The following is a 19,097-nucleotide window of genomic DNA, read 5'->3' on the forward strand; positions in this document are numbered from 1 at the left end:
GGGTGTCAACCTCTGAGGTCAACCCTGTGGATGCCGGACGATCGGGGCGGGATGGATTCGAACGAGCGGGAGCCCGCCGCAGCGGCCGCTCCGCCGCCCCCGCGGCCCCCCGGAATCGCCGGTCTGTCCTCCCCCTACCGGGTGGTCGCCGCGCTCGCCCTGGGCGCCGTGGCCGTGGCCGCCTGCACCCATCTGGCCCTCGTGTTCCTGCACGTCGCCCCGTCCAACACCGTCAGCAAGCAGCACGCCCGGACGGTCGACGGCTGGATCTACCCCGAGTTCGAACAGAACTGGAAGCTCTTCGCGCCCAACCCGCTCCAGCAGAACATCGCGGTGGAGGTGCGCGCGCAGGTGCGGACGGCCGGCGGCGAGCTCGTCACCACGGACTGGCGGAACCTGAGCGCCGAGGACGGCGCGGCCATCCGCCACAGCCTGCTGCCCAGCCACACGGAGCAGAACGAGCTCCGCCGGGCCTGGGACTTCTTCACCGGCTCCCACGACGAGGAGAACAAGCCCAACGGCGAGCGCGGCGAACTGTCCGAGCAGTACCTGCGGCGGATCGCCGTGAACCGGCTCACCCCCGACCACGCCGGAGGGCGCCTCCTGCGGATCCAGCTGCGCTCGGCGACGACGGCCGTGCCCGCGCCGAAGTGGAGCGACGAGACGACCGACACCGAGACGTACTACCGGGAGCTGCCGTGGTGGACGGTGTGAGAACCGGCCTGGCGACCGCGCTGGCGAAGGTCACCGGGCAGGCCATGGGCCCCTACCAGAGCGCCGTCATCCGCATCGGTTTCGCCGGGACCTGGCTCTTCTTCCTGCTGCGCGAGTTCCCGCACCGCCACGAGCTGTACGGACCGGACGGGCCGTGGAGCTGGACGCTGGCGGAGCGTCTGATCGACTCGAACGGGGCCTTCACCGTCCTGATGTGGTCGGACTCGACGGTCTGGTTCGAGATCGTCTACGCGCTGGCCGTGCTGGCGAGCGTCGGGCTGCTGCTGGGGTGGCGGACGCGGGCCACGTCCGTGCTGTTCATGGTCGGGGTGCTCTCGCTGCAGAACCGCAGCGTGTTCATGGGCGACGGCGGGGACAACGTCATCCACCTGATGGCCGTGTACCTGGTGCTGACCCGGTGCGCGCAGGTGTGGTCCCTGGACGCGCGGCGGGTCCGGCTGCGCGGGTCGGCCTCGGCGGGAGCCGCCGGGCCCGTGCTGTGGGGCGTGCTGGGCTCGGTGCTCGCGTACGGGACGGTGACCGGGCGGTTCGGCAACGGCTGGCTGGCGGCCTTCGCGGCGGCGTGGGTGGCCTGCGGGCTGTGGTGGCTGGCCGGCCGGCACGAGCCGGAGGGGGAGGGCCGGGCGACGCTGGACGTGCTGGCCAACGTGCTGCACAACGCCGGGATGCTGGTGATCATGGCGGAGGTCTGCCTGATCTACGCGACGGCGGGCTGGTACAAGATCCAGGGATCGCGGTGGCAGGACGGGACGGCCCTGTACTACCCGCTCGGGCTGGACTACTTCACCCCGTGGCCGGGGCTGTCCGCGCTGCTCGCCGGCAGCGGAACCCTGGTGATGCTGCTGTCGTACGGGACGGTGGCGGTGCAGGTGGCGTTTCCGTTCACGGTGTTCAACCGGCGGATCAAGAACGTGCTGCTGGCCGTGATGGTGCTGGAGCACGCCGGGATCGCGGTGCTGCTGGGCCTGCCGTTCTTCTCCCTGGCGATGATCGCCGCCGACGCGGTGTTCCTGCCGACGGGGTTCTTGGTCTGGCTGGGCGCCAGGGTCGCCGCGCTGAGGCCCGGCCGGATGGGGGTGGCTGCGGAGCCTGTGGGCGTGGCTGCCGAGCCGAGCCCCCTGCCCCGCTGAGGGTCCGCGCGGCGCCGCGTCCTGGGGCTCCGCCCCAGACCCCGCGCCTCAAACGCCGGCGGGGCTGGATTTCGGCTGATGCTGTCAGCCGGGCATAGCCCGGTTTCGGGAAGGGGCGGGGCGGGGGAATCGCCCCGCGCAGCGGCAGGCCGTGGGGCGGACCGTAGGGTCGGGGTATGAGTGAGCAGGCGGGCGGGGACGAGACGGTGCGGCAGTGGCGGGACGCCGCCGAGCAGGGGGATCTCGTCGTGTTGGACGGGTTTCACGCGCTGAAGCACGCGCTGCGGTTCGGGGCCGAGGTACGGATGGTCCTCGCCGAGGACCCCGACCGCGTACGGGCGCTCGCCGCCGAGCTGGCTCCGGACGTCGAGGCCGACGTGGCCCGGCGGACGCGGCAGGCTCCGCTGCGGGGGCTGCTGCCCCGCGTGCACCCCACCGGCGTCGCCGCGCTGGCCGTACGGCCCGGCCGGGAGGCGGGCCTGGCGGCCCTGGGGCGGCTGCCGCGCCCCGCGCCCGTCGTCGTGCTCGACAACCCCCGCAACCTCGGCAACGTCGGAGCCGTCGTCCGCCTCGCCGCGGGCTTCGGCGCCACCGGCGTGGTCACCCGCGGCGACCTCGACCCCTGGCACCCGAACGTGGTCCGCGCCGGGGCGGGACTGCACTACGCCACCACCGTCGAGCGGATCACGCTCGAGACGCTGCCGCCCGGGCCGCTCTACGCGCTCGACCCGGAGGGCGAGGACATCCGTGCCCTCACCCTCCCGGACGACGCGCTGCTCGCCTTCGGCTCGGAGCGCCACGGCATCTCCCCCGAGCTGCGGGAGCGAGCCGACCACCTGGTCGCGCTTCCGATGCGGCCGCAGGTGTCCAGCTACAACCTGGCCACCAGCGTGGCCATGACCCTGTTCCACTGGGGCGGGCCCAGGGAGAAGGCCTAGGCCTGGCGGCGGACCTCCACCACGCGGAAGCGGTTGGAGACGAACGCGCCGTCGCACAGCGCCGCGTTGGCCGCCGGGTTGCCGCCCGAGCCGTGGAAGTCGGAGAACGCCGCGGTCTGGTTGACGTACACCCCGCCGGTCAGGTTCAGCGAGAGCTGCGCGGACTCCTCCAGGCAGACCTCCTCGATGGCCCGCTCGGTGTCGGCGGACGTCGTGTAGGCGCCCACCGTCATCGCGCCCTTCTCGCGCACCGTGCGGCGCAGCAGCTCCAGCGCGTCCGCCGTGGAGTCCACGGCCACGGCGAAGGAGACCGGGCCGAAGCACTCCGAGAGGTACGCCGCATCCGGGTCGGGCTTGGAGGCGTCCAGCTTGACCATCACCGGGGTGCGGACCACCGCGTCCGGGAACTCCGGGTTGACGATCTCGCGGGAGGCCAGCGCGACCTCGCCGAATCCGGCCGCCGCCTCCAGCCGCGCCTTGACGCCCGGGTTGACCAGGGCGCCGAGCAGGGCGTTGGCCCGCGCGTCGTCGCCCAGCAGGCCGTCGACCGAGGCGGCGAGGTCGGCGACCACCTCGTCGTACGTCTTGTGCCCGGCGTCCGTGGCGATGCCGTCGCGCGGGATCAGCAGGTTCTGCGGGGTGGTGCACATCTGGCCGCTGTAGAGGGACAGGGAGAACGCGAGGTTCGCCAGCATGCCCTTGTAGTTGTCCGTGGAGTCCACGACCACCGTGTTGACGCCGGCCTTCTCCGTGTAGACCTGCGCCTGGCGGGCATGGGTCTCCAGCCAGTCGCCGAACTCGGTGGACCCGGTGTAGTCGATGAGCTTGACCTCGGGACGCAGCGCGAGGGTCTTGGCGATGCCCTCGCCCGGCCGCTCCACCGCCAGCGCCACCAGGTTCGGGTCGAAGCCGGCCTCGGCGAGGACCTCGCGGGCCACCTTGACCGTGAGCGCCAGCGGGAGGACGGCCCTCGGGTGCGGCTTGACCAGCACCGCGTTTCCGGTGGCCAGGGAGGCGAACAGGCCCGGGTAGCCGTTCCAGGTGGGGAAGGTGTTGCAGCCGATCATCAGGGAGATGCCGCGCGGGACCGCCGTGAAGGTCTTGCCCAGCTCCAGCGGGTCGCGCTTGCCCTGGGGCTTCGACCAGTCGGCCTGGCCCGGGACCCGGGTCTGCTCCTCGTACGCGTAGGCCACCGCCTCCAGGCCGCGGTCCTGCGCGTGCGGTCCGCCGGCCTGGAACGCCATCATGAACGCCTGGCCGCTGGTGTGCATGACGGCGTGCGCAAACTCGTGCGTCCGGGCGCCGATGCGGGCCAGGATCTCGATGCAGACCAGGGCGCGCGCCTCGGGGCCCGCGTCGCGGAAGGCGGCCATGCCCGCCTGCATCGCGGGCAGCAGGACGTCCGGGTCCACGTGCGGGTACTCGACGCCCAGCTCCGGGCCGTACGGGGAGACCTCGCCGCCCGTCCAGCCGTCGGTGCCGGGCTGTCCCAGGTCCAGCCGGGTGCCGCGGACGGCCTCGAAGGCGGCGAGCCCGTCGGCGGGGGCGGTTTCGCCGTACGCCTTGGGGTGTTCGGGATGCGGGGACCAGTAGGCGCGGCTGCGGATCGCCGACAGGGCCTGGTCCAGGGTGGGCCGGTGCTTGGCGGACAGCTGGGGGACGGTGAGCTCGGCGGCCATCAGGGACCAACTCCTCGTTGAGCCGGGCGAAGGAGAGCAGACTGGAGTTAGAGTAACCGAACGATCGGTCGGGACAAGAGGGCCCGGCAGACCTGTGGATAAGTCGGTGCGGGAGGATCAGGACATGACAGCAATCGAGCGGTCCCGCACTGTGGCGGTCATCGGCGCGGGCACCATGGGCCAGGGCATCGCCCAGGTCGCCCTTCTCGCAGGTCACCGCGTGCTGATCTACGACATCGACGCGTCCCTCGCCGCCGACGGCGTCGGCTTCGTGCAGGACCGCCTCGAGCGGATGGCCGCCAAGGGCCGCCTGGACCGTGCCGAGGCCGAGGACGCGATCGGCCGAATCGGTTCGGCGGGCGTCCTCGCGGACCTCGCCGATGCCGCCCTGGTCATCGAGGCGGTGGTCGAGAACGTCAGCGTCAAGCAGACGCTCTTCGCCGCACTCGAAGAGGTGGTTTCGCCGGACGCGCTGCTGGCCACCAACACCTCCTCCCTCTCCGTCACCGAGCTCGCCGCCGGTCTCGCGCACCCCGGCCGCTTCGTCGGCCTGCACTTCTTCAACCCGGCCCCGCTGCTCCCCCTCGTCGAGGTGATCAGCGGTTTCGCGACCGATCCGGCCGCCGCCGAGCGCGCGTACCGCACCGTACTCGGCTGGGGGAAGACGCCGGTCCGCTGCGCCGACACCCCCGGCTTCATCGTCAACCGGATCGCCCGCCCCTTCTACGCCGAGGCCTTCTCGGTGTACGAGGAGCAGGGCGCCGACCCGGCCACCATCGACGCCGTCCTCCGCGAGAGCGGCGGCTTCAAGATGGGCCCGTTCCAGCTGACCGACCTCATCGGCCAGGACGTCAACGAGGCCGTGACCCGCTCGGTGTGGGAGTCCTTCTTCCGCAGCCCCAAGTTCACCCCGTCCCTGGCGCAGCGCCGGCTGGTCCAGTCGGGCCGCCTCGGCCGCAAGTCGGGGCACGGCTGGTACCCGTACGGTCCGGACGCCACCGCCCCGGAGCCGCACACCGCCGCCCCCGAGGAAGCCCCGGCCAAGGTCACCGTGGTCGGCGACCTCGGGCCCGCCGCCGAGCTCGCCGACCTGCTGGAGGAGGCCGGGATCGCGGTCACCGCCACCGGGCACGGGGGCCCGTACATCCAGCTGCCCGGCGAGGGCCAGCTGGTGCTCGCGGACGGGAAGACCTCGGTCGAGTTCGCGGACGTCGTCTACTTCGACCTCGCGCTCGACTACCGGGGTGCCACCCGGATCGCGCTCTCCGCCGGCGAGGACACGAGCGAGCGGACGCTGGCGGAGGCCGTCGGCCTGTTCCAGAAGCTGGGCAAGAAGGTCTCCGTCATCGGGGACGTCCCCGGCATGATCGTCGCCCGGACGGTCGCGATGCTGATCGACCTGACGGCCGACGCCGTCGCGCGCGGCGTGGCCACCGCCGAGGACATCGACACGGCGATGCGGCTCGGCGTCAACTACCCGCTGGGCCCGTCCGAATGGCACGACCGGCTGGGCCGGGACTGGGCCTACGACCTGCTGCACCACCTCGACGAGCGCTGCCCCGGCGGGCGGTACGCGCCCTCGCTGGCGCTGTTCCGGCTGGGCTACGCGGGGCAACCCGCAGGGGAAGAAGACGAGACGGGGGAGAGCGAATGACGACGGCGAAGCGGGACACCTACACCCCCGAGACGCTGTTGTCGGTCGCCGTCCAGGTCTTCAACGAGCGCGGCTACGACGGCACCTCGATGGAGCACCTCTCCAAGGCCGCGGGCATCTCGAAGTCCTCGATCTACCACCACGTGACGAGCAAGGAGGAGCTGCTGCGCCGCGCCGTGAGCCGCGCCCTCGACGGGCTCTTCGCCATCCTGGAGGAGCCCGGCGCGGTACGGGGGCGGGCGGTCGAGCGCGTCGAGTACGTCACGCGCCGCACGGTGGAGGTGCTCGTCGGCGAGCTGCCGTACGTGACCCTGCTGCTGCGCGTGCGCGGCAACACCCGGACCGAGCGCTGGGCCCTGGAACGCCGCCGCGAGTTCGACCACCAGGTCGCCGACCTGCTCAAGGCGGCCGCCGCCGACGGGGACCTGCGGGCGGACGTGGACATCCGGCTCGCCACCCGGCTCCTCTTCGGCATGGTCAACTCCCTGGTCGAGTGGTACCGCCCGCACCCGGGCACGGGACCGGACCAACTGGCCGACGCGGTGGTGCACATGGCCTTCGACGGGCTGCGGACGGTCCGCTGACCGCCGACCGCCGGGACCGCCCCCGCCCCGCAACCGCGCCTACTCCTCGGTGAGCGACGGAGGCCCGGACGGCCCCGGGCCCGAGTCCAGCAGATCCGTTTCCTCGAACACCAGCAGCGTGCGCGTGGACAGCACCTCCGGGATGGACTGGAGACGGGTCAGCACCAGTTCGCGCAGGGTCCGGTTGTCCGGGGTGTGGACCAGCAGCAGGACGTCGAAGTCGCCGCTGACCAGGGCGATGTGCGCGGCGCCGGGGAGCTCCCGGAGCTTTTCGCGCACCGTCCGCCAGGAATTCTGGACGATCTTCAGGGTGATGTAGGCGGAGGCGCCCTGCCCTGCCCGCTCGTGGTTGACGCGGGCCGTGAAGCCCCGGATCACCCCGTCGTCGATGAGCCGGTTGATGCGGGCGTAGGCGTTGGCGCGCGATACGTGGACCTGTTCGGCGACCGAGCGTATCGACGCGCGGCCGTCCGCCTGGAGCAGCCGCATGATCGACCGGTCGATCGGATCCAGGGGGCGGGGTGGGACGGAAGACACCGATGGGGTAACCGGGGCGCCCCCCGGCGGGACCGGTGCGGAACCCGCTCCGGCCATTTGTTCATCCGGCATTGCCCGATGCCTCCCTCTCCTGGACGTCCTGCATCCATCCCAGGGCCCAGACGCCAGTTTGTCCACAGCCTGGAGCCGCCTGTAGCCAAATTGCGCGGACAACCGAACAATCGGTAGGTGAGGCGCCTCACACCAGAGCCGTCGTCTCCCCCGGCCACCGCCGGGGGTGCCCCAGCCCGCTTCCCACGAGGAGGTGTACGCCGCCATGACGGTCCAAGAGCTGCCCGGTGCCGGTGCGTCCCACCGACCCACCCCGCCGCCCGCCTGGAGGCCCCGTACGGACGCCGCTCCGCTGCTCCCGGACGCCGAGCCCTACCGGGTCCTCGGTACGCCGGCGGCGGACCGGCTCGACCCCGCGCTGATGCGCCGCTGCTACGCCGAGCTGGTGCGCGGCCGCCGCTACAACGCGCAGGCCACCGCGCTGACCAGGCAGGGGCGGCTCGCCGTCTACCCGTCCACCGTCGGCCAGGAGGCCTGCGAGATCGCGGCCGCGATGGTCCTCGAGGACCAGGACTGGCTGTTCCCGAGCTACCGCGACACCCTCGCGGCCGTGGCGCGCGGACTGGACCCGGTACAGGCGCTGACCCTGCTGCGCGGCGACTGGCACACCGGGTACGACCCGCGCGAGCACCGGATAGCCCCGCTGAGCACCCCCCTCGCCACCCAGCTGCCGCACGCCGTGGGCCTGGCCCACGCGGCCCGGCTGCGCGGCGACGACGTCGTGGCCCTGGCCATGGTCGGCGACGGCGGGACCAGCGAGGGCGACTTCCACGAGGCCCTCAACTTCGCCGCCGTCTGGCAGGCGCCGGTGGTCTTCCTCGTCCAGAACAACGGCTTCGCGATCTCCGTCCCGCTCGCCAAGCAGACCGCCGCCCCGACGCTGGCCCACAAGGCCGTGGGCTACGGGATGCCCGGCCGGCTGGTCGACGGCAACGACGTGGCCGCGATGCACGAGGTGCTGACCGAGGCCGTCCGGCGGGCCCGGGCCGGCGGCGGTCCGACCCTGATCGAGGCCGTCACGTACCGGATGGAGGCCCACACGAACGCGGACGACGCCACCCGCTACCGCGGGGACGCCGAGGTCGAGGCCTGGAAGGCGCACGACCCGGTCGAGCTGCTGGAGCGCGAGCTGACCGCGCGCGGGATCCTCGACGAAGCGGGCATCCAGGAGGCGCGCGACGCCGCCGAGACCATGGCCGCCTCGCTGCGCGAGGGGATGAACGCGGATCCGGTGCTGGACCCGATGGACCTCTTCGCGCACGTGTACGCGGAGCAGACCGGCCGGCTGCGCGAGCAGGCGGCCCAGCTGCGCGCCGAGCTGGACGCGGAGGGAGACGCATGACCACGGTGGCGGCGAAGGCGGCGAAGTCGGGGGCCAAGCCCGCGACGATGGCCCAGGCCCTGACGCGCGCGATGCGCGACGCGATGGCCGAGGACCCGACGGTCCACGTCATGGGCGAGGACGTCGGGACGCTGGGCGGCGTCTTCCGGATCACGGACGGCCTCGCGAAGGAGTTCGGCGAGGACCGCTGCACGGACACCCCGCTCGCGGAGGCCGGCATCCTGGGCGCGGCGGTCGGCATGGCCATGTACGGGCTGCGGCCCGTCGTGGAGATGCAGTTCGACGCGTTCGCGTACCCGGCCTTCGAGCAGCTGATCTCGCACGTGGCCAAGATGCGCAACCGCACGCGGGGCGCGATGCCGCTGCCGATCACCATCCGCGTGCCGTACGGCGGCGGGATCGGCGGCGTCGAGCACCACTGCGACTCCTCCGAGGCGTACTACCTGGCCACGCCCGGCCTGCACGTGGTGACCCCGGCGACGGTCGAGGACGCGTACGGGCTGCTGCGCGCGTCCATCGCGAGCGACGACCCGGTGGTCTTCCTGGAGCCGAAGCGGCTCTACTGGTCGAAGTCCGACTGGTCGCCGCAGGCCCCGGCCGCGGTGCCGGGCATCGGCAAGGCCCTGGTCCGGCGGACCGGCACGAGCGCGACGCTGATCACGTACGGGCCTTCGCTGCCGGTGTGTCTGGAGGCGGCCGAGGCGGCGCGCGAGGAGGGCTGGGACCTGGAGGTCGTGGACCTGCGCTCGCTGGTCCCGTTCGACGAGGACACGGTCGTGGAATCCGTACGCCGCACCGGGCGCGCGGTGGTGGTCCACGAGGCCGCCGGCTTCGGCGGACCGGGCGCGGAGATCGCCGCCCGGGTGACCGAGCGCTGCTTCCACCACCTGGAGGCGCCGGTGCTGCGGGTCACGGGCTTCGACATCCCGTACCCGCCGCCGATGCTCGAGAAGCACCACCTGCCCGGTGTGGACCGGATCCTGGACACCTTGGCCCGCCTGCAGTGGGAGAACTGATGCCGCAGGTCATGGAATTCAAGCTGCCGGATCTCGGTGAGGGCCTGACGGAGGCCGAGATCGTGCGCTGGCTGGTCGCGGTGGGCGATGTCGTCGCCATCGACCAGCCCGTGGTCGAGGTCGAAACGGCCAAGGCCATGGTGGAAGTGCCCTGTCCCTACGGCGGCGTGGTCACCGCCCGTTTCGGGGAGGAGGGCCAGGAGCTACCCGTCGGGGCCCCGCTGATCACCGTGGCGGTGGGGGCGGAGGCGCCCGCCGCGGCGGCTCCCGCGGAGCCCGCGGCCGAGGCCTCCGGTTCCGGGAACGTCCTGGTCGGCTACGGCACGGACCATTCGCGTCCGGCCCGTCGGCGACGGGTGCGACCCGTCACCGCCGCGGTCTCGGCGCCGGTGGCCCAGGCCGCCGGGCCCGTACCGGTGATCTCGCCGCTGGTACGGAAGCTGGCCAAGGACCACGGGGTCGACCTGCGCGCGCTGCGCGGGTCGGGCCCGGAAGGGCTGATCCTGCGCGCGGACGTCGAGGCGGCGCTGTCCGCGCTCCGCGCGCCGCAGCCCGTCGCCGCGCCCCTCGCGGCCCCGGTCGCGGCCCCCGTGGCCGTGGCGGCGCAGGGCGAGCGGATCCCGCTCAAGGGGGTGCGCGGGGCGGTCGCCGAGAAGCTGTCGCGCAGCCGCCGGGAGATCCCGGACGCGACCTGCTGGGTCGACGCGGACGCCACGGAGCTGATGGCTGCCCGCGCGGCGATGAACGCGGTGGGCGGGCCCAAGATCTCGGTGCTCGCGCTGCTGGCCCGGATCTGCACGGCCGCGCTGGCCCGCTATCCGGAGCTCAACTCCATGGTGGACATGGCGGCGGGCGAGATCGTCCGGCTGCCGTCCGTGCACCTGTCCTTCGCCGCGCAGACCGAGCGGGGCCTGATGGTCCCGGTGGTCCGGGACGCGCAGAACCGCAACCCGGAGTCGCTGTCGGCGGAGTTCGCCCGGCTGACGGAGCTGGCGCGCGCCGGGAAGCTGGCGCCGGCGGACCTGACGGGCGGGACGTTCACCCTGAACAACTACGGGGTGTTCGGTGTCGACGGCTCCACGCCGATCATCAACCACCCCGAGGCGGCGATGCTCGGTGTCGGGCGGATCATCGCCAAGCCGTGGGTGCACAACGGTGAACTGGCCGTTCGGCAGGTCGTGCAGTTGTCCCTGACCTTCGACCACCGGGTCTGTGACGGGGGCACGGCGGGCGGGTTCCTGCGCTACGTCGCCGACTGCGTGGAATCCCCGGCGGTGCTGCTGCGCAGCCTGTAGCTCGTCCCGGGCTCGGCCCGGACCCGCGCCTCACACGCCGGCGAGGCTGAAGATCAGCCCCGCCGGCGTGTGAGGCGTGGGGGGTCCCCCCGGACGGAGTCTGGGGGAGGGTCTGGGGCGGAGCCCCAGGAGCGGTCGCCGCTGCGCTCAGGCCGTGAGCAGGAGTTTGCCCACGTGGCTGCCGGACTCCAGCACCCGGTGCGCCTCGGCGGCCTCGGCCATCGGGAACGTCGCGTGGACCACGGGGCGTACGCGGCCCGCCTCCACCAGCGGCCACACGTGCTCCCGTACCGCCGCGATGATCGCCGCCTTCTCCTCCAGCGGACGCGCCCGCAGCGAGGTGGCGGTGATCGCCGCCCGCTTGGCCAGCAGTGCGCCCAGGTTCAGTTCGGCCTTCACCCCGCCCTGGAGGCCGATGACTGCCAGGCGCCCGTTCACGGCGAGGGCGTCCACGTTCCGGGACAGGTACTTGGCGCCCATGATGTCCAGGATCACGTCCGCCCCGGCTCCGCCCGTCGCCGCCCGCAGCTCGGCCACGAAGTCCTGCTCGCGGTAGTCGATCAGGATGTCGGCGCCCAGCTCCTTGCAGCGGGCCAGCTTCTCCGGGCCGCCGGCCGTCACCGCGACCGTCGCGCCCACCGCCTTCGCCAGCTGGACGGCCATCGTCCCGATCCCGCTGGCACCGCCGTGCACGAGCAGCGTCTCGCCGGGCCGCAGTCCCGCCACCATGAACACGTTGGACCACACGGTCGCGACGACCTCGGGCAGCGCGGCCGCCGTCACCAGGTCCACGCCCGCCGGGACGGGCAGCAGCTGGCCCATCGGGACGACCGTCTTCTGCGCGTATCCGCCGCCCGCCAGCAGGGCGCACACCTCGTCGCCCACCGACCAGCCGGACACCCCCGGCCCCATCGCCGAGATCCGCCCCGAGCACTCCAGTCCGGGGTGGCGCGAGGCGCCGGGCGGCGGATCGTAGAACCCCTGGCGCTGCAGGACGTCGGCACGGTTCACGGCGCTCGCCGCGACCTCGACGAGGACCTCGCCCTCGCCCGGCACCGGATCGGGTGCCTCGGTCCAGAGGAGGGCCTCGGGACCGCCGGGCTGTTCGATGGTGATCGCATGCATGGCCCGGAGGCTACGCGATCTAATCGGCGGACGGCAGCGTCAACGGTGGCGAAGCCGGCGGCGCCGCCCGGACGATGGTGATGAGACGGTCCGTCAGCTGGATCGGGCTGGCGTGCGGATCGTGGTACGGCAGCAGCCGGTGGCCGCGCAGGACGCTCACGACCAGGTCGTCCGTCTCGCGCACCGATTTGCCGACCTCGGACCGGTTGGCGGGCCGTTCGATGATGTCGAGGCCGCTCCCCTGCTGGATCAGGTCCTCCATCACGGTGCCCGCGCTGGGGCTGAGGACCGAGAGGCCCAGCAGCCGGCCCGCCGCGCTCGCGCTGGTGATGACCGCGTCGGCACCCGACTGGCGCAGCAGCGGGGCGTTCTCCTCCTCGCGCACGGCGGCGACGATCTTCGCGCCCCGGTTGAGCTGCCGGGCGGTGAGCGTGACCAGTACCGCCGTGTCGTCGCGCTGGGTGGCGACGATGATCCGCCGGGCCTTCTGGACCTCGGCCCGCAGCAGGACGTCGGAGCGGGTGGCGTCGCCGACCACGCCGGTGAAGCCCTCGGCGTTGGCCGTGTCGATCACCTTGGCGCTCGGGTCGACGATGACGACCTGGTCCCGGGAGAGACCGGTGGCCAGCAGCGTCTGGAGGGCCGAACGGCCCTTGGTGCCGAATCCGACGACCACCGTGTGCTCACGCAAGTTCTTCCTCCAGCGGCTCAGCCGCCACTCTTCCCTCGTGCGCTCGGTGAGCACTTCCAGGGTGGTACCGACCAGGATGATCAGGAACAGGATGCGCAGCGGGGTGATCAGCAGGACGTTCACCAGCCGCGCGCTGTCGCTGTGCGGGACGATGTCGCCGTAGCCGGTCGTCGACAGCGTCACGGTCGCGTAGTAGAAGCAGTCGAGGAAGTCGACCGTCTCGTTGGCGTTGTCGTGGTAGCCCTTGCGGTCCAGCCACACGATCATGACCGTCAGGAACAGCACGAACAGGGCCATCAGCACGCGCTTGGCGACCTGTTGCAGCGGTTTCTCGATGATCCGCCGGGGAAGCTTGATGCGCCGTGAGACGAGTTTCTCGTCGGCGCCCCGGGCCATGGCGTCGCGTGCGTGAAGTTTCACGTGAAACATCCCCCCGACGCCCAGGGCAGATCGAGGATCTCCAGCTCCTGCCCGGACCGCGCGCCGTGCGGGGGTACGACGGCCAGCGCGTCGGCGGCGGCCAGGCCGCGCAGCATCGCGGGACCGTTGTAGCGCAGCGGCTGTGCCTGCTCGCCGGTCAGCAGGACGGGGACCAGCCGGGTGTCGTGCGGGTGGCCCGGTACGTCGCCCTGGACCGTCGCGGTGTAGCGGGGGCGCGGGCGGCGGCCGGCGAGGGCGCGCAGCAGCGGTTCGGCCAGTGTCAGCAGCCCGGAGACGGCGGCGAGGGGGTTGCCCGGCAGCCCGACCAGGTGCCGGCCGTCGGCCCGGTCGCCGAGCCTGGCCAGCAGCATCGGGTGGCCGGGGCGTACCGCGACGCCGTCGACCAGGAGTTCCGCTCCGGCGCGGCGCAGTACGGGGTGCACGTGGTCGACGGGCCCGGAGGCGGTGCCGCCGGTGGTGACGACCACATCGGCGGCGGAGCCGGTGACGGCCTGGAGGAGGGCTTCGGCTCCGGCGGGGTCGTCGCCGAGCCGCCGCGTGCCGATGACCTCGGCGCCGAGCCGGGTGAGCCAGGGCCCGAGCATGGGGCTCAGGGCGTCCCGGATCAGACCGTCGTGCGGGCGGCCTTCCGTGAGGAGCTCGTCGCCGAGCACCAGGACCTCCACGCGGGGGCGGGGCCGGGTGGTCAGCCCGTCGTACCCGGCGGCCGCGGCGAGGCCCAGTACGGCGGGGGTAACCAGAGATCCCGCGGGCAGCAGCAGGTCGCCGGAGCGGCACTCCTGGCCGCGGGGGCGGATGTCCTGGCCGGTGAGGACGGGCCGGTCGGCGAAGAGCTGCGTACCGCTCTCACGGCAGTGCTCGCTGCGGATGACCGCGGTCGTCTCGGCGGGGATCCGGGCGCCGGTGGCGATCCGTACGGCCTCCCCGTCGGCGAGGGGCTCGGGCCGGTCGGAGCCGGCCAGCACCCCGGCACCGGCACGGACGCTCCACGGGCCGGGACCGGCGACGGCCCAGCCGTCCATGGCCGAGGTGTCGAAGGACGGCAGGTCGGTCAGGGCGTCCAGGGGCTCGGCCAGCACCTCGCCGAGGGCGTCCGCGAGGGGGACCCGGCGGGTGCGGGGGCGCACCCCGGCACCGGCGCGGGCGGCGGTGTCGCGGGCCCGCGTCCAGGCGCAGGCGCGGTGGCCGGGGCCGCCGGAGCCGCCGGGGCCGCCGGGGCCGCCGGAGCCGCCGGGGCCGCCGGAGGCGCTGCCGCCGTCGGGGGTGCGGCTGACCAGGGCCAGGGCCTCGTCGAGGGCCTGTTCGGCGGAGTTCGCGGGGGTCATCCGGAGCCGTTCTCGTGGGAGGCGTCGGGGGAGTCGGCGGCCTTCGCCTCGGCGGCCCAGCGCAGCGCCAGGTCCGCGGCCTTGCGGGAGGCTTCGGCGACGGCCTGGGCGGGGTCGGCCCCGGCGGCCTCGGCCCGTGCCGCGGCGTAGCCGACCAGGAAGGTGGTCAGCGGTGCGGCGGGCCGGTCGACGCCGTGGGCGGCGTCGCGGGCGAGGTCGAGCAGGGCCTTGACGTCCACGGGGAGGTCGATGGCGAGCTCGGTCTTGACGGCGGTGATCCATTGGTCCAGCACGGTTCCATGCTCCCTGATCCGGGCGCGGGCGGCGGCGAGATCGTCCCAGGTGTCGCAGTCGAAGGAGGCGAACGGCGGCGCCGTGACACGGACGAGGTCGAGTTCGGCGGTGAGCGCGCGCAGCGGGAGCCCGGCGAGGCTGCCGTGTTCGGCGGCGAGGAGGGCCAGCTCGCGGCGGAGCGGCTCGCCGCGGTAGGCGGCGATGAGCGGCTGGTCCCGGCCGTCCGGGTCGCGCAGCAGGGCGCCCTCGTGCCCGTCCCCGCCCTGACCGCCAACGCCGTGCCCGCCCTGTCCGCCGTGCCCGCCCTGTCCGGCCCCGGTTCCGCCGGTTGCGGTCAGCAGGGTCCGTACGGTCTCCCGGTCCAGGAAGGGCAGGTCCGCGGAGAGTACGAGGACCAGTCCGGCGGTGGTCTGCCGCAGTCCGGCGTCCAGCGCGGCCACGGGCCCGCCGCCGGGCGGATCCTCCCTGGTCCAGCGCACCGGGCGGGCGGTGGGGCGGCGCCCGCCGACCACGATGGTGGTGCGGGCGTCGGCGCACGCGTCGAGGACCCGGTCCAGGAGGGGGCGGCCGCCGACGCTCAGCGCGGGCTTGTCCGCCCCGCCGAGGCGCTGCGCCGTGCCGCCTGCCAGGACGATGGCGTCGTAGCTCATGCCCCTGAGTATGCGTCGGGCATGTCCCCGGCGGGGACCCCCGCTTGGCTGCGGCTGATCCGGAACGTGCCGGCGGGCCGGGATGCGCGCGGGGCGCGCGTCCCGGCCCGCCGTCCGGTCACGGCACCAGCGGCACTAGAGGTAGGGGCCCGAGCGGATGGCTCCGTGGTGGCCGTCATCGTCGTCGTCGGTGGGGGCGCCCGGCGGGAGGGCGCGGCGCATCTGTTCGAGCTGGGCCCGCGCCGCCATCTGCTGGGCGAACAGGGCCGTCTGGATGCCGTGGAAGAGGCCCTCCAGCCAGCCCACCAACTGTGCCTGGGCGATGCGCAGCTCGGCCTCGGAGGGGATGGCCTCCTCGGTGAACGGGAGGGACAGGCGCTCCAGTTCCTCCACGAGTTCGGGGGCCAGACCGTCCTCCAGCTCCTTCACCGAGGCGGCATGGATGTCCTTGAGCCGGACCCGGCTCGCCTCGTCGAGAGGCGCGGCGCGTACCTCTTCCAGGAGTTGCTTGATCATGCTGCCAATGCGCATGACCTTGGCGGGCTGTTCGACCATCTCCGTCACCGGGACCTCGCGCGACTCGTCATCGGCGCCGCCGACCGCCATCCCGTCCTGTCCCACGATCAGGACGTGCGGGGGGCTGTCCTGCGACCGTTCACTCCTCGGCATCTCCATGCCGTCATTCTCTCGCACACCTCCGTACTCACACGGTGTGCCCCCGTACAGGCGTGATCCACCCTGTACGGAGGCACGTTGTCACTCCGCGTGTGCTAGCCGGCGGCGCGTCGCGCGAGCGCCCCGCCCGAGCGGGTCACCAGGGCCGCCAGCAGCCCCGCGCCCAGCGGGACGAGGACGATCAGCGCGCCGAGGGTCTCCCAGGGCACGGCGATCGGGACGTAGGCCCCGGCCGTGTCCGAGCCGACGGTGCCGTGGGTGATGCCGTACGTGTAGAGGCGCTCCATGTCCTGCCGCTCCAGGAGCCGCAGGCCGACCGCAGGCAGCACCCCGGCCGCCGATCCGAGCACGACCCCCATCAGGGCCACGACCGCGCACTGGAAGCCGCTGAGCGTCCGCCGGACCCGCGGGGCCGCGCCGACCGCCGCAAGCGTCTTCAGGTCGGCCTCCGCGTCGGCCTGGGCGAGGCCGGTGGCGATGCCGGCCGCACCGATGGTGACCAGGCCCGCGAAGACGGTCAGCAGGAGCAGGACGAGGTCGGTGTCGCCCTGGTAGCCCGCCTCGATCTCCACGGAGGCGTCCACCCCCATCCGGTCGAGGGTGCCGTCGAGCCGCTGCCGCTGCTCGGTGGAGGCCGCTGCGTCGAGGGTGAAGTACGAGCCGAACGGTTCGGTCGCCAGCCCGGCCTTCCTGGCCGTCTCGGGCGTCAGCACCAGCGCGAGGCCATAGCCGCTGACGCCGTCGGGCACCTGGTAGGCGGCGAGGACCTTGTCCTCGCCCGGCGGATCCTCGCCGGACTTGACGCTCTGGGCCTTCTCCGGGTCGGTGATCAGGCGGACGGTGACCTTGTCGTCCTTGACGTTGCGCTTGTCGAAGGAGACCGCCTTGCCCGCGTTGAGGGCGGCGACCGCACCGGGGTCGGTGACGGCCAGCGCGGTCAGCAGCTTCTCGTCGGCGACGACCGTGTCGTGTGCCCGGCCGAACCGGGCTTCCGCGCACCGCCAGTCGTTGCGCAGTACCCGGGCCTGCTCCACGGTGAAGGACGCGGGCCCGTTGGGCGCCTCGTAGAGGGGGCAGCGGTGCTCCTTGGGCGTGATGAGTTCGGCCCGTCCGCAGCCCTCTTCCACGGAGTAACCGTCGCAGCCGGGCCTGCCCACCACGAGCCGGTCCACGTCCGCCCGCACAGCCAGCGGGAGTTCCTTGGCGAGCGCGTCGCGTACCGCGGGCACGTCCTTGTGGTCGGTGTTGTCGGTGACCATCGCCAGTCCGGAGCCGAACGGGAAGGAGGCGACGTACTCGTGCCGGTTCTGCACGTCCCGGCTGTGCTCGTACGTGGCCACCGCGACGGTTCCGGCGACGGCGGCCAGCACGGCGGCCACGGCCGGTGCCGTACGCCCCCGGTTGCGCACGGCGTCGCGCAGGGCGAGCCGCGGAGACAGCGGGAGCCACCGCCCGAGCCGCCCGAACAGGCCGACCAGGACCGGGGTGAGGGCGACGATGCCGAGCTCGGCGAGGGCGCTGCCGCCCGCCACGACGGTGGAACCCATCCCCGAGGCCGCGCCGTACAGGGCGATGACGGCGCCGCCCGCGAAGGCGAGCAGGCCGAAGACGGGCAGGATCCGGTTGGCGCGGCGGACCCCGCGGCGGCCGGTCAGGGAGGCCAGCACGGTCTGCCGGGACGCGGTGATCGCCGGTACGATCGCGGACAGCAGGCCGGTCAGGACGGCGAGCAGGGCGATGGCGGCCAGTTCCAGCGGCCGGACCTCGAAGCCGCCGAAGCGCTCGCCGATGGACTGCTCCAGCAGCGGGCGCAGTCCGACAGTGAGGGCCACCCCGACGGCGGTGCCGATGACGGCGGCCGCGGCGCCGATGACCAGGCCTCCGGAGAGCACGATGGCGCGGATGTGCCGCCGGTCACCGCCGTTGGCCCCGACCAGGCCGAGCTGGCGGCGCGAGCGGCGGGCGCCCACGGCGAAGGCCGGTCCGGCGAGCAGGCAGATCTCCAGCATGGCGAGGCCGACGACGGTGGCCAGTACGGCCAGTTCGGTCGCCCGGGTGGAACCGGAGACGTTGAACCGCTCCTTGGGCTGCTGCTGGTAGAGCGGCACCTCGGAGTCGGCCGGCGGGTCGAGCAGCACGGCGCGGGAGAGGACCTGCACGCCCTTGGTGTTGGCCTCCTTGACCATGTTCCACGTGAAACCTTCGCCGCCGACCTTGACGAGGTAGGAGTCCTGGACGCGCAGCCCGTTCGCGCCGGCGGCCTGCAGGGCCGCGTCGAGCGGGCCGAGCAGGGTCCCCGGCGGGGCGATGAGCTCGTCCCTCTTGAGGGCGGAGGGCACCTCGTAGGCACCGACGATCTTGTACGAGGCGGTGCCGCCGCGCGGGGTGACCGAGGAGCCGACGAACCGGCCGGAGTGCTCCAGGAAGGCGTTGGTGGCGATGACCTCGCCCGCGCCCTCCGGCAGCCGGCCGCGGTCGAGGGTGATCAGGCCCGCGGTCAGCGGGCTGTGCACGTCGAGTTCGCGGAGCTCGATGCCGAGCACCCCGTGGGCGGTGTGGACCTTGGCGTGGCTCCGGCTTTCCTTGACGGACTGGCCGCCCGGCGGGATCGCCGAGGTGAGCGCCTGCTCGTCCGCGTCCTTCCCCCGGGACGGCGGCGTGTGGGCGTCGAAGCCGCCGACGGGCGCGTATCCGTTGCCCACGGGCTCCTGGTAGATGGCCGTGCCCAGGTGGGCCGGCTCCAGCCGGGCGTCGGCGCTGCCCACCTTGCGGGTCACCTGCTGTTCCACGGTCAGCTGGCCGCTGCGGAAGGTCAGGTCGGCGGCGCTCACCCCCACGATGGGCAGGGCGATCATCGACAGGACCAGGGCGCTGCGGCCCTTCGCGCGCCAGGCGTCGCGGCGCGCGATGCGCA

At 73.4% G+C, this 19,097-nt stretch carries 16 protein-coding genes; 8 read left to right on the forward strand and 8 right to left on the reverse strand.

The annotated features are described in order from the left end of the window. The first annotated feature begins 51 nt into the window (after positions 1–51). From ACZ6I1_RS07460 to ACZ6I1_RS07470, 3 genes are all read left to right on the forward strand, one after another. The gene (locus ACZ6I1_RS07460) at positions 52–714 is read left to right on the forward strand and encodes a DUF5819 family protein (RefSeq protein WP_469284161.1); all 663 of its coding nucleotides are present in this window, start codon (positions 52–54) and stop codon (positions 712–714) included. Positions 715–758: 44 nt separating this feature from the next. Beyond that, on the forward strand, positions 759–1,865 hold the full coding sequence (locus ACZ6I1_RS07465; RefSeq protein WP_469284399.1) for an HTTM domain-containing protein: 1,107 nt from the start codon (positions 759–761) through the stop codon (positions 1,863–1,865). A gap of 176 nt (positions 1,866–2,041) precedes the next feature. Further along, the gene (locus ACZ6I1_RS07470; RefSeq protein WP_469284163.1) at positions 2,042–2,803 is read left to right on the forward strand and encodes a TrmH family RNA methyltransferase; all 762 of its coding nucleotides are present in this window, start codon (positions 2,042–2,044) and stop codon (positions 2,801–2,803) included. Here the strand turns inward: ACZ6I1_RS07470 and paaN are convergent. Further along, positions 2,800–4,482, reverse strand: coding sequence for a phenylacetic acid degradation protein PaaN (gene paaN, locus ACZ6I1_RS07475; protein ID WP_469284165.1), 1,683 nt, complete (start codon positions 4,480–4,482; stop codon positions 2,800–2,802). The two genes, ACZ6I1_RS07470 and paaN, sit on opposite strands and share 4 nt — an antisense overlap. A gap of 124 nt (positions 4,483–4,606) precedes the next feature. Between paaN and ACZ6I1_RS07480 the strand changes: the two genes are divergently transcribed. Both ACZ6I1_RS07480 and ACZ6I1_RS07485 read left to right on the forward strand, forming a co-directional pair. Continuing rightward, the gene (locus ACZ6I1_RS07480) at positions 4,607–6,136 is read left to right on the forward strand and encodes a 3-hydroxyacyl-CoA dehydrogenase (RefSeq protein ID WP_469284167.1); all 1,530 of its coding nucleotides are present in this window, start codon (positions 4,607–4,609) and stop codon (positions 6,134–6,136) included. Then, positions 6,133–6,720: a TetR/AcrR family transcriptional regulator gene (locus ACZ6I1_RS07485; RefSeq protein ID WP_469284169.1), complete on the forward strand. Its 588-nt coding sequence runs from the start codon at positions 6,133–6,135 to the stop codon at positions 6,718–6,720. Before ACZ6I1_RS07480 ends, ACZ6I1_RS07485 begins: the two co-directional genes overlap by 4 nt. Positions 6,721–6,759: 39 nt before the next feature. Here ACZ6I1_RS07485 and ACZ6I1_RS07490 read toward each other — a convergent pair whose 3' ends face one another. Continuing rightward, complete coding sequence (locus ACZ6I1_RS07490) at positions 6,760–7,329, reverse strand: Lrp/AsnC family transcriptional regulator (protein WP_469284171.1); 570 nt, start codon at positions 7,327–7,329, stop codon at positions 6,760–6,762. Between the two features lie 205 nt (positions 7,330–7,534). On the opposite strand from ACZ6I1_RS07490, the gene pdhA reads away from it, so the two are divergent. The 3 genes from pdhA to ACZ6I1_RS07505 are packed head-to-tail and all read left to right on the forward strand — an operon-like array spanning position 7,535 to position 10,982. Next, positions 7,535–8,671 carry a pyruvate dehydrogenase (acetyl-transferring) E1 component subunit alpha gene (pdhA, locus tag ACZ6I1_RS07495; RefSeq protein ID WP_469284174.1) on the forward strand — a complete coding sequence of 379 codons (1,137 nt, stop codon included), beginning with the start codon at positions 7,535–7,537 and terminating at the stop codon, positions 8,669–8,671. After that, positions 8,668–9,687: an alpha-ketoacid dehydrogenase subunit beta gene (locus ACZ6I1_RS07500; RefSeq protein ID WP_469284176.1), complete on the forward strand. Its 1,020-nt coding sequence runs from the start codon at positions 8,668–8,670 to the stop codon at positions 9,685–9,687. Before pdhA ends, ACZ6I1_RS07500 begins: the two co-directional genes overlap by 4 nt. Next, on the forward strand, positions 9,687–10,982 hold the full coding sequence (locus ACZ6I1_RS07505; RefSeq protein ID WP_469284178.1) for a dihydrolipoamide acetyltransferase family protein: 1,296 nt from the start codon (positions 9,687–9,689) through the stop codon (positions 10,980–10,982). The genes ACZ6I1_RS07500 and ACZ6I1_RS07505 overlap by 1 nt, the downstream gene beginning before the upstream one ends. Before the next feature lie 147 nt (positions 10,983–11,129). Here the strand turns inward: ACZ6I1_RS07505 and ACZ6I1_RS07510 are convergent, their stop codons facing one another. The 6 genes from ACZ6I1_RS07510 to ACZ6I1_RS07535 all read right to left on the reverse strand — a co-directional run bounded on the left by ACZ6I1_RS07510 (position 11,130) and on the right by ACZ6I1_RS07535 (position 19,038). After that, positions 11,130–12,107: an NAD(P)H-quinone oxidoreductase gene (locus ACZ6I1_RS07510; protein WP_469284180.1), complete on the reverse strand. Its 978-nt coding sequence runs from the start codon at positions 12,105–12,107 to the stop codon at positions 11,130–11,132. Positions 12,108–12,126: 19 nt separating this feature from the next. Further along, the gene (locus tag ACZ6I1_RS07515; protein WP_469284182.1) at positions 12,127–13,227 is read right to left on the reverse strand and encodes a potassium channel family protein; all 1,101 of its coding nucleotides are present in this window, start codon (positions 13,225–13,227) and stop codon (positions 12,127–12,129) included. Next, a complete protein-coding gene (locus ACZ6I1_RS07520) occupies positions 13,215–14,564 on the reverse strand; it encodes a molybdopterin molybdotransferase MoeA (RefSeq protein WP_469284184.1) in 1,350 nt (449 codons plus the stop codon). Before ACZ6I1_RS07520 ends, ACZ6I1_RS07515 begins: the two co-directional genes overlap by 13 nt. After that, positions 14,561–15,508 (reverse strand): NTP transferase domain-containing protein, encoded by a 948-nt coding sequence (locus ACZ6I1_RS07525; RefSeq protein ID WP_469284186.1) that lies wholly within the window; start codon positions 15,506–15,508, stop codon positions 14,561–14,563. Before ACZ6I1_RS07525 ends, ACZ6I1_RS07520 begins: the two co-directional genes overlap by 4 nt. A 135-nt stretch (positions 15,509–15,643) precedes the next feature. After that, entirely contained in the window at positions 15,644–16,183 is a 540-nt protein-coding gene (locus tag ACZ6I1_RS07530; protein WP_469284188.1) for a bacterial proteasome activator family protein, read from the reverse strand. 95 nt (positions 16,184–16,278) lie between these two features. Next, complete coding sequence (locus ACZ6I1_RS07535; protein WP_469284401.1) at positions 16,279–19,038, reverse strand: FtsX-like permease family protein; 2,760 nt, start codon at positions 19,036–19,038, stop codon at positions 16,279–16,281. Between the last annotated feature and the right edge of the window lie 59 nt (positions 19,039–19,097).

It is taken from the genome of Streptomyces sp. NPDC046303 (genome assembly GCF_055588085.1).

What these genes read in the sequence shown, in the direction of transcription:
- ACZ6I1_RS07460 (WP_469284161.1), top strand. Translation starts at nt 52, where the DNA reads ATGGATTCGAACGAGCGGGAGCCCGCCGCAGCGGCCGCTCCGCCGCCC.
- ACZ6I1_RS07465 (WP_469284399.1), top strand. Translation starts at nt 759, where the DNA reads ATGGGCCCCTACCAGAGCGCCGTCATCCGCATCGGTTTCGCCGGGACC.
- ACZ6I1_RS07470 (WP_469284163.1), top strand. Translation starts at nt 2,042, where the DNA reads ATGAGTGAGCAGGCGGGCGGGGACGAGACGGTGCGGCAGTGGCGGGAC.
- paaN (WP_469284165.1), bottom strand. Translation starts at nt 4,482, where the DNA reads ATGGCCGCCGAGCTCACCGTCCCCCAGCTGTCCGCCAAGCACCGGCCC.
- ACZ6I1_RS07480 (WP_469284167.1), top strand. Translation starts at nt 4,607, where the DNA reads ATGACAGCAATCGAGCGGTCCCGCACTGTGGCGGTCATCGGCGCGGGC.
- ACZ6I1_RS07485 (WP_469284169.1), top strand. Translation starts at nt 6,133, where the DNA reads ATGACGACGGCGAAGCGGGACACCTACACCCCCGAGACGCTGTTGTCG.
- ACZ6I1_RS07490 (WP_469284171.1), bottom strand. Translation starts at nt 7,329, where the DNA reads ATGCCGGATGAACAAATGGCCGGAGCGGGTTCCGCACCGGTCCCGCCG.
- pdhA (WP_469284174.1), top strand. Translation starts at nt 7,535, where the DNA reads ATGACGGTCCAAGAGCTGCCCGGTGCCGGTGCGTCCCACCGACCCACC.
- ACZ6I1_RS07500 (WP_469284176.1), top strand. Translation starts at nt 8,668, where the DNA reads ATGACCACGGTGGCGGCGAAGGCGGCGAAGTCGGGGGCCAAGCCCGCG.
- ACZ6I1_RS07505 (WP_469284178.1), top strand. Translation starts at nt 9,687, where the DNA reads ATGCCGCAGGTCATGGAATTCAAGCTGCCGGATCTCGGTGAGGGCCTG.
- ACZ6I1_RS07510 (WP_469284180.1), bottom strand. Translation starts at nt 12,107, where the DNA reads ATGCATGCGATCACCATCGAACAGCCCGGCGGTCCCGAGGCCCTCCTC.
- ACZ6I1_RS07515 (WP_469284182.1), bottom strand. Translation starts at nt 13,227, where the DNA reads ATGTTTCACGTGAAACTTCACGCACGCGACGCCATGGCCCGGGGCGCC.
- ACZ6I1_RS07520 (WP_469284184.1), bottom strand. Translation starts at nt 14,564, where the DNA reads ATGACCCCCGCGAACTCCGCCGAACAGGCCCTCGACGAGGCCCTGGCC.
- ACZ6I1_RS07525 (WP_469284186.1), bottom strand. Translation starts at nt 15,508, where the DNA reads ATGAGCTACGACGCCATCGTCCTGGCAGGCGGCACGGCGCAGCGCCTC.
- ACZ6I1_RS07530 (WP_469284188.1), bottom strand. Translation starts at nt 16,183, where the DNA reads ATGGAGATGCCGAGGAGTGAACGGTCGCAGGACAGCCCCCCGCACGTC.
- ACZ6I1_RS07535 (WP_469284401.1), bottom strand. Translation starts at nt 19,038, where the DNA reads ATGATCGCCCTGCCCATCGTGGGGGTGAGCGCCGCCGACCTGACCTTC.